Annotated in this window: 6 protein-coding genes; 3 read left to right on the forward strand and 3 right to left on the reverse strand. The window is 64.3% G+C overall.

Features of this window, described 5'->3' with window-relative positions:
* Window positions 1-85: 85 nt before the first annotated feature.
* Complete coding sequence (locus ABB26_RS17570; protein ID WP_057636007.1) at window positions 86-463, forward strand: MAPEG family protein; 378 nt, start codon at window positions 86-88, stop codon at window positions 461-463.
* A gap of 266 nt (window positions 464-729) precedes the next feature.
* Here the strand turns inward: ABB26_RS17570 and ABB26_RS17575 are convergent, their stop codons facing one another.
* Together ABB26_RS17575 and ABB26_RS17585 are read right to left on the reverse strand one after the other, a co-directional pair.
* Complete coding sequence (locus ABB26_RS17575; RefSeq protein WP_057636008.1) at window positions 730-3624, reverse strand: TonB-dependent receptor plug domain-containing protein; 2895 nt, start codon at window positions 3622-3624, stop codon at window positions 730-732.
* Between the two features lie 524 nt (window positions 3625-4148).
* On the reverse strand, window positions 4149-4928 hold the full coding sequence (locus ABB26_RS17585) for a sulfite exporter TauE/SafE family protein (RefSeq protein ID WP_057636010.1): 780 nt from the start codon (window positions 4926-4928) through the stop codon (window positions 4149-4151).
* A 94-nt stretch (window positions 4929-5022) separates the two neighbouring features.
* Between ABB26_RS17585 and ABB26_RS17590 the strand changes: the two genes are divergently transcribed.
* Together ABB26_RS17590 and ABB26_RS17595 are read left to right on the forward strand one after the other, a co-directional pair.
* A complete protein-coding gene (locus tag ABB26_RS17590; RefSeq protein ID WP_057636011.1) occupies window positions 5023-5424 on the forward strand; it encodes a YchJ family metal-binding protein in 402 nt (133 codons plus the stop codon).
* Window positions 5425-5605: 181 nt separating this feature from the next.
* A complete protein-coding gene (locus tag ABB26_RS17595) occupies window positions 5606-7747 on the forward strand; it encodes a lytic murein transglycosylase (protein WP_057636017.1) in 2142 nt (713 codons plus the stop codon).
* Between the two features lie 147 nt (window positions 7748-7894).
* Here ABB26_RS17595 and ABB26_RS17600 read toward each other — a convergent pair whose 3' ends face one another.
* Entirely contained in the window at window positions 7895-9070 is a 1176-nt protein-coding gene (locus ABB26_RS17600) for a benzoate/H(+) symporter BenE family transporter (RefSeq protein WP_057636012.1), read from the reverse strand.
* Between the last annotated feature and the right edge of the window lie 775 nt (window positions 9071-9845).

Consider the following 9845-nt stretch of genomic DNA (forward strand, 5'->3'; position numbering starts at 1 on the left):
GGGCACGGAGCGGCAACTGAGCCCATGCGCCGAGGCACACAACAGGCTTGCCGGGCTACGATTCACCCTTCAACAGGAGCCATCCATGCATTACGTAGAAATCGTCGCCATGCTGGTCGTGGTGCAGTACCTGTTCTTCATCTACCAGGTAGGTCGCGCACGCGGACGCTACGGCGTGAAGGCACCGGCGGTCACCGGCCACGAGAGATTCGAGCGCGCCTATCGCGTGCAGATGAACACGCTGGAGTTGATGGTCGCGTTGCTGCCGGCGCTGTTCGTCGCCGCGCGTTTCTGGCCGGCGACCTGGGTCGCGGCTATCGGCGTGGTCTACCTGATCGGCCGTTTCATTTACTGGCGCGCCTACATCAGTGCACCGTCCAGCCGTGGTCTGGGTTTCGGCCTGTCGATGCTGCCGGTGATGGCACTGCTGACGATGGCATTGGCAGGCGCGGTCCTGCGCTGATCATCGGGCCGCTGTACGAGCGGCGTCAGCCGCGAAGCCGGTGATGGCAACACCAGCAGCGCCCTCCATCATTGCAGTCAAACCGATCGGATCGGGCAGCTGCGATTGGTTGGCGGATCCTTCCGTTGTTGGATCGTCATCAGTTTCGCGGCTTATGCCGCCCCTGCACCCAAACGTTCACCGACAACGCAGAGAACAATCAGCACGCAGGATAAAGGGAGCCTCGCGGCTCCCTTTGTCGTTCCTGCATCCCTGCATCGCCCGGCTCAGAAATCCATGCTGAGCTTGGCGTAGCTGTAACGCCCCGGCAGGTCATACGTGCCCGGGTCGTAGCCGTTGAGCGTGCAGCTCAGGCAGATCGGTGGGTTCTTGTCGAACACGTTGTTGACGCCCAGCGTGACCTTGACCCCTTTCATCCACGCGTCGGTACGCCAGCTCACCTGCGCGTCGTGATACGTGGTCGCACCCAGCCAATGTTGATCGGCAACGCTGTCGGTACAGATCGGGAAGCCATTGGCGCCAGCGCAGCGTTCGCGCAGGCGGTCGATGTAGCGCATCGTCCAGTTCGCATTCCAGTTGCGGAAATCCCAGTTGGTGGTCAGCGTCGAGGTCCATTCCGGGATGGCGCTGTCATTGACCTCCACGCCCGGGCCCTTGGGTTCGGGCTGGCCGGATTCGTTGATCAGCTCATAGCGCGACACCCAGGTCGACTTCCAGTCAAAGCCGAGCTGGCCCCAACCGGCTTCCGGCAACAGCCAGTGCGCGGTGAAGTCCCAGCCGCTGGTGTTGATGGTGCCCAGGTTGGCGAGGATGTCCTCGAAGCGGACGATCTGGCCACGGTCGTTGCGGGTATAGCTGGCGCAGGCGGCTGCGTCGCGGGTGTCGATACAGCGGTCCAGGATCAACTGCGCATCCGGTGCCTGGATCGCACCGTCGATGGTGTGTCGGTAGAAGGTCACGCCCAGGTCCAGCTTGCTCGCCCAATTGCTGTCCGCCGCCCAGCCAGGGCTCCACACGAAGCCGGCCATGAACGAGCGGCTTTCTTCCGGATCCAGTTCACGATTGCCAGCCGTCACCACCGAGATCTGCGGGTTGGCCTGCTCGTAGCCCGGAGGTACGCCATCAGCCACGCATTTTGGCGTGGTGGATGCAGCGTTGTTGCATGGATCCACCAGCGTTGCGTCGAAGCGGCTCAGCGTGCCGTACAACTCACCGATGGACGGTGCGCGGAAGCCCTGCGCGAATGACATGCGCAGCAGCAGTTCGTCTGCCGGCTGCCAGCGCAGGCCGATCTTGCCGGTGCCGGTGCCGCCGAAGGTAGAGTAGTCCGAGTAGCGACCGGCGATGCTCATGTCCAGGCTCTTGCCCCAGAAGCCGCCACGCGCCAGCGGGATGTCGAACTCGGCGTAGGCTTCCTTCACCGAATAGCTGCCGATGGTGACCCCCGAAGGCACGCCGTTGTATTCGCCAGCCACGGTGATCGGGTCGGGGTGGTACTCACCTTTGTAGCGGCGCCACTCGGCGCCGGCAGCAAAGGACAGCGGACCCGCCCACATGTCGAACAACTCACCGGTGATGTTGGCCGAGGCCTGGCTCAGCGTGTTCTTGCTGCGGTCACGCACGATCGGCGAGATCCACGCCAGCATGTCAGCGGTGATGGTGCCGGGCCCGCCGAAGATGTTCAACGGGACGCAACCGGCGATGGCGGCACACGCGGCAGGGTCGCCCAGTGCCTGGTTGATGTGCTTGATGTTGTAGCTGCCGGTGTTGGTCTGGGTGGCCTTGCTTTCACTGGTCATCGCATTGATGTCCCAGTTCCAGGTGCGCTGGTTGACCTCGAACGTGCCATCCAGGCCCGCGGCCGCGTACCAGGTCTTCACCTCCTGCTCGTAACGGCGTGGGCCGCCTTCCACCGGCCGTCGGCCAATCAGGAACAGGTTCGGGCTGCTGCCCATGGTGGTCAGGTCGAAGCCGAACGGGTTGTACGGATTGTTGGCCGAGATCACCAGATTCTTCTCGGCCCAATCGTTGTACACGCCCGCATCGGTGCCGAGGAAGAACGGCTCCGGGGCAGCCTGGTTGGCCGATTCGCGCTCGCTGTACATGCCGCGGAACCAGCCGCTCACGTTCGGGGTGAACTCAAAGCGCACCTGGCCGAACACCGATTTGCGCTCGTTGGGCGTCAGCAGCAGGTTGTTCGGTGCGAAGTTGTAGCGGTCCGGCGTGCCGAAGCAGTGGTAGTCATCGGTTCGGGGGCCGACGTTGCCGTTGGAGCAGGCGGCCTGGCCGGGGTCGAAGACCGGGCTGGTGACGCCGGTGTTGGAGGTGATGTTGTAGGTCTTGCCGCTGGGGTCGGCGAACACCAGCCGTCCCTGCGGTGTCGCCGAGCTGCCGTTGGCCAGGCCGGTACCCGGTACCGGAACGGTGGCCCACTTGTACTCGGTCGAGGCAACCTCCTTCTGCTTGAACCACGACGCGCCGACGATCCATTGCGCGCGCTCGCCGCTCTTGCCGAAGCTCATATCGACACTGGTGGTGTCGCCGCCCTTGAGGTTGTAGTCGCCGTACTGCACTTCGACGTGGCCGCCGTCGGCATTCTTCTTGGTGATGATGTTGACCACGCCGGCGATGGCATCGGAGCCGTAAATCGACGATGCGCCGTCTTCCAGCACCTCGATGCGCTCCACCAGCGCCAACGGAATGGTGTTCAGATCCACCGACGAGCCGACGCCCGAGCCGGACGATTCATTGACCCAGCGGATGCCGTCGACCAGCACCAGCACGCGTTTGGGCCCGAGGTGACGCAGATCCACCGTGGCCGCACCAGCACCCACGCCGCCGCCATCGGGCGGGAAGCCGAAGTTGCCGCTGGAGTTGAGTTTGGTGCTGAGCGATGCGCCGCTGGCGGTCAGGTGTTGCACCACATCCGCCACCGAGGTGTAGCCGGTGCGATCGATGGCTTCGCGGGTGAGTACCTGCACCGGTACCTGGGTTTCCAGCTCCGCTTTTTTTATGCGGCTGCCGGTGACCTGGACGGTGTCCAGGGTTCTTGCACTGTTGCCGGGTGCGTCCTGCGCGGCAGCGACGGTGGGCAACAGGCACAACAGGGAAAACTGGACGGCGAGCGTGAGGCGGTGCGTGCGTAGCGGTAACGACGTCATCGGGAAGCTCCTATGAATGCCGGACTACTTGCCCGCCGGAAGGGCGGGTGCCTCGCGGTTGTAAGCAATTCGTTAGAAACCGGCAAGCGGAGATGTCTTGAAACGCGGACACTGCAGGAGACAGCAACATGAATCGGTTACCTTCTTCATCAACGCGTCAATATCAATCAGCAGTTGCTGCCTGATCTCCCATGTCGCGTGCTCGCAAGCAGCCGTATGTCGACCCGACAAGCAGCCTGCCCATGCGCACGGGCTGAGGAAGAGTTCGCTCTCGGTGCACTGCGCGCGGATCACGTTGCTCACGCGCGACGCATTGGCTTCTTGCAGAAGGCGGTGCTCGCTGGTCTCCGTCACCATCCGACCCGATCCCGCGCGGCATCACGGCCAATGGTTCCGGCATCCGCTGCGATCGCGGTACGCGGGCTCGACGCAGCGCGCCGGGAGCAGGAGGCGCGGTGATGGCTTTCATCGTGTGCCACCGAGGTACGGCGGGCACGTGGCGCCGGCACGTACGCGCTGCGCGGTTATGCCGCGCCCAGGGTATCCCAGGCCATACGCGCGATCAGTACCACCACCAGTGCCAGGAATAATTTCCGGATCAATGGTGTGCCGCCACGCAGTGCCATCCGCGTGCCAACCACCGCGCCGCTGATGTTGGCCATCGCCATGGGGACGGCAATGGCCAGCAACACGTTGCCGCTGGGCACGAAGAACGACAGCGCTGCCACGTTGGTGGCCACGTTCACCACCTTCGATGCGGCCGAGGCACGCAGGAAGTCCAGGCCAAAGAAACGCACGAACAGAAAGATCAGGAAGCTGCCGGTGCCGGGCCCAAAGAAGCCATCGTAGAAGCCGATCACGCCGCCCATGATCAACGCGATGGTCAACTCTTTGCGGCCGATCTCACGTGGCCGGTGCAGCGCGCCGAAGTCCTTCTTGGCCAGCGTGTAGCCCAGCATCACGATAAGCAGCGTCAACACCAGCGGCCGCACCGCATCCTTGGACAACAGCGTCACCGCCGTCGCACCCAGGAACGAACAGGCAAACGCCGCCGCCGATGCCAGCAGCACCGGCCGCCACGGGAACTGCACCGAGCGCGCATAGCGCCATGCCGATGCGGTGGTGCCGAACACCGAGCTGAACTTGTTGGTGCCGAGCAAAGCCGCCGGCGTGTGTTGCGGCAGTGTGGTGAACAGGCCGGGCAGCTGGATCAGGCCACCGCCACCGACCGCTGCATCCACCAGCCCGGCGATGAAGGCGATCACCAGCAACCAGGGCAGCTCGGGTGGCAGCAGTTCCAGCATGGTGATTCCAGCGCGGGGCGCGACAGAATACGCGCCTTGCCCGGCATCGGCAGCGCAGCTGGAGCCCTTGCCGGGATCGGGGGAGAATACGTACATGCAGATATCTCCCACTTCCGCGTGTCCCTGCGGCCGCGACCTCGGCTACGGCGCCTGCTGCGGCCGCTATCACGCCGGCCTCGCGGCCCCGGATGCCGAATCCCTGATGCGTTCGCGTTACAGCGCCTATGTGCTCAAGGACGCCGACTACCTGCGCAGCAGCTGGCATCCGGATACCCGCCCCGAATCGCTCTCATTGGACGATGCCCCCGGTCAGCGCACACATTGGCTGGGCCTGAGCGTGAAACGGCACCTCGCCACTGGCGAAGACACCGCTGAAGTCGAATTCGTCGCCCGTTACCGCATCGGCGGCGGCAGTGCGGTCAAGATGACCGAACACAGCCGCTTCCAGCGCATCGACGGCCGCTGGTACTACCTGGACGCGGCAGGCGAAGCCTGAGCTGGCAATCCCGCTCCCGTCGTACTTGCGTTGAGCCCCTCTCACGTTCACGGGAGAGGGCAGCCATTGATCTGCGCCGCGTTCCCCCACCGGCGCAGACGCGAAGCAAAACCACCTCCCGCACTCCGCTTATCATCAACCCCCACAGCAAGGAGCTCGGCGGATGAAAGCAACCCACCTGATGCGCGTCGCCGCCATATTGGCCGGCATCACACTGGCCGCGCCCGGCTTCGCCGCCACCACGGATTTCGGCACCTGCGGCACCAGCCTGAAAAACGCGGCCGCCGCCCAGAGCATCAGTGCCGAACGCTTCGACCAGCTCTTCGCCGACATCACCCCCGATCTCAGCGTGTTGCCATTGCTCAACGCGCAGCCGGAATTCACCACGCCGCTCTGGGACTATCTCGCGGCGCTGGTCGACAGCCAGCGCATCAACGATGGACGTAACCGTCTTGCCCAGCACCGCGCCTTGCTTGAGCAGGTGTCCGCCCAATACGGCGTCGACCCGGCCACGATCGTGGCGGTATGGGGCGTGGAGAGCGATTACGGCCGCGTGTTCGGCAAACGTCCCCTGCTGCAGTCACTGGCCACGCTGTCCTGCAATGGCCGGCGGCAACCGTTCTTCAAGGGCGAGTTGCTGGCCCTGCTCAAATTGATCGACAAGGGCGACCTCAACCCCGCTGGCTTGACCGGTTCCTGGGCCGGCGCTTTCGGCCACACCCAGTTCATGCCGTCGACCTACGCACGCATTGCGGTGGATGGCGACGGCGACGGCCGCCGTGATCTGGTCGCCAGCATTCCCGACGCACTGGCTTCCACTGCCAACTACCTCAAGCAGTCCGGCTGGCGCACGGGCCAGCCGTGGGGTGTCGAAGTCCGTATCCCGGCAGGCTTCAACGCTGCGCTTGCCGGCCGCACCCAGCGCAAGCCACTGGCTGACTGGCGCACGCTCGGCATCACCCTGGTCGACGGTACGCCGTTGCAGGTGCCGGCCATCGCCGACGATGCCAACGCCGCACTGCTGCTGCCAGCCGGTGCCAAGGGCCCGGCACTGCTGGTGTTCCGCAACTACGACGCGATCTATTCCTATAACGCCGCCGAGAGTTATGCGTTGGCCATCGCCACCCTGGCCGATCGTCTGCGCGGCGGCAACGGCCTTGCTGCAGCCTGGCCAACCGATGACCCGGGCATTGGTCGCGACGAGCGCCGCGAACTCCAGACCCTGCTGCTGGCCCGTGGCCACGACATCGGCAGCGCCGATGGCATGGTCGGCAACGCCACCCGGCGCGCCATCCAGGTCGAGCAGCAGCGGCTGGGCTGGAAGGACGCCGATGGCCGCGCCGGCACCCGCATCCTGCAGGCGCTGCGCGACGCCAGACCTGCCGAGCCCACCGCGTTCCGGCTACCGGCCGGCTACCAGCAACTTGTCCAATCACCGATCGTACGGAGCAACGTTTCAATGAAGGATGTGCAGGGCCTGAGCACAGGCGACTTCAACGGCTTCACCGCCTGGAAGGTGGAAACCCCGTTCTCGACCGCGGCGATCAGCGTGTTCGGTGGCCAGCTGCTGTCGTTCATTCCCAAAGGCGGGCAGGAGGTGATGTGGCTTTCGCCCACTGCCAAGCAGCCGCCGACGCCCATCCGTGGCGGTGCACCGGTGTGCTGGCCGTACTTCTCGCGGCAAGGGCAGGGCAATGACGTGCCCGCGCATGGCTTCGTTCGCACCGTCGCCTGGCAATTGCGCGATGCCAAGCGCGAAGCCGATGGCAGCATCGTGCTGACCCTGGCGCCGCCGCCGATGGAGAACCTCGGCCTGCGCCTGCAGATGTTGCTGCGCATCGGCCGCACGCTGGAGCAGGAGCTGATCACCGAGAACACCGGCAGCCAAGCGACCAGCTTCACCCAGGCGCTGCACAACTACTTCAATGTCAGCGACGCCTTGAAGGTGGATGTCACCGGCCTGGACGGGCTCACCTACCTGGACAAGCTCGACAACGGTAATACCCATGTGCAGAAAGGCGACTGGAACCTGCGCGACCCGCGTGATCCGGGTCGCAGCGATCGCCTCTACATCCAGGCGGGCGGCCACTATGTACTGCGCGATCCTGGCTTCAAGCGCGCCATCGACATCACCACCACCGGCAGCCGTACCGCCGTGCTCTGGAATGCAGGCGAAGCCGGCGCGGCGAAGATGGACGACATCGGTGCAGCCTGGCGCAACTATGTGTGCGTGGAAGCGGCCAATGCCGGTCCGGATGTGATCGAGCTGGCGCCTGGCGGCCGCCACACCCTCAAGCAGGTCTTCGAGGTCAAGCCGCTCTAACGCTTTAGCTCTTGCTTTAGCCCCTCTCCCGCAAGCGGGAGAGGGGTTGGGGTGAGGGCTGCAGTTCGTGGGTTCTCTAACGCCCTGGCGCCAGCGCAACAGCATCAGCAGGTACGCGACACCCAAAGTCTTGCCCTGCGCGGTGTCTCACCGTCGCAAAACCACCAGCGTCACCACCCCGGCCACCAATCCCCAGAACGCCGAGCCTATCCCGGCCATCGACAATCCCGAAGCGGTCACCAGGAAGGTCACCAGCGCCGGTTCGCGTTCCACTTCCTCACGCATCGCCACCGCCAGGCTGTTGCCGATCGTGCCCAGCAGCGCGATGCCGGCCAACGCCGCCACCAGCTCCTTCGGGAATGCCGCGAACACCGCTGCCACTGTCGCGCCGAACAGACCGACCACAAGATAGAACGCACCGGCGCTCACCGCCGCCGTATAGCGCCTGGCCGGATCCTCATGCACATCGCGGCCCATGCAGATCGCCGCGGTGATCGCCGCCAGATTCAGGGCATAGCCGCCGAACGGTGCCAACACCGCATTGACCGTGCCGATCCAGCCCACCACCGGCGACACCGGCGCGTCGTAACCGGATGCTTTCAGCACCGCGACCCCCGGAACGTTCTGCGAGGCCATGGTCACGATGAAAAGGGGCAGGGCAATACCGAACACCGCCGCCCACGACAACGTCGGCAGGGTGAATACCGGCCGTGCCAGCTGCAGCTGCATCTGGTCCATGTGCATCAGGCCTTTGCTCCCTGCAATTGCCACGCCGACCAGCAAGGTCGCGATCACCGCATAACGCGGGAACAGGCGCCGCCCGAGGAGATAGGTGATGAACATCGTCAGCACCAACAACGGCTGCGTGCCGACCGATACAAACACATCCAAACCGAAGCGCAGCAACACCCCGGCCAACATGCCCGAGGCCAGCGACACCGGAATCCGCCGCATCGCCTGCTCGAACACGCCCGAGAACCCGGCCACCGCCGCCAACACGGCCGCCAGCACGAACGCACCGATCGCATCGGACAACGGCAACGTACCCGCGCCGACCACCAGCATCGCCGCACCGGGCGTAGACCACGCCGTCACCACGGGCATCCGATAGCGCAGCGACAATGCAATGCAGGTCACGCCCATGCCGATGCCAAGTGCCCACATCCACGAAGCGATTTCCGCCTGGTTGGCACCTACGGCCCGCGCTGCCTGGAAAACGATCACCGCCGAACTGGCAAAGCCCACCAATACCGTGATGAAGCCGGCAATCACCGCCGGCAGCGAAAGGTCTTTGAAGAAGGAACGTGCAGTGGCGTCGGTCATCGTGCAGGCAAGGTCGGATCAACCCGCATTGTGGCCGACGGCAGCGACATGTGGCTCACGTCGCGGACAGACGGCCGAACAACGTCCCCATGCCCAAACGATCCAAGGGAACCGCAGAGCGTCACGCTTACGCCAGAGCGGCCGGAAGGAGCCGCCGCACCCACTCCTTCTCCCGCGAGCGGGAGAAGGTGCCCCGGAAGGGGCGGATGAGGGGATGGCGTTACACCAGACCCCTCTCGTACCGGCGCATCACTTTCACCTATATAGAGAAGAAGGCCATTACCAAGAGGCACGCTCGGCCGGACACAGAAGCGGCAGGAAACAGGGAAGAACCCAGAAAACGCCCGGCGGCGGATCCAAAACTTGGCATGAGCAGGCCAAACCTTGCCGAGTCTGGCCTCAGCAAGCCTTTTGCTGCAGAAGCACACAAAGTGATTGCACATTTCACAAAGATGTCTAGAATTCGCTTCCTCGCTGCACGGCGCCGGCCACTTCGGTGACCACCCGCCCAAAGCGACGTCAACAGCCTCTCAAAAAGGTGTTGACGGAAACGAAAAGCCTGACATAATAGGCGGCTCGCTTCGACGAAAGGCCTTCGGGTTTGCCGCAGAAGCAGCAGCGTCAACCGCCTCGAAATGAGGTGTTGACGAAGCGGAAAAGCCGGCTATAATGGGCGGCTCGCTACGACGGAAACGTCGCAGCCTACGAAGACGGCGTTGAGGCCTGATTCGAAGTTCTTTGAAAGTATGCGCAGGTATCTTGTGAAGACGCCAGA

Source organism: Stenotrophomonas humi (assembly GCF_001431415.1).
GTDB classification, from domain to species: Bacteria; Pseudomonadota; Gammaproteobacteria; order Xanthomonadales; family Xanthomonadaceae; genus Stenotrophomonas; species Stenotrophomonas humi.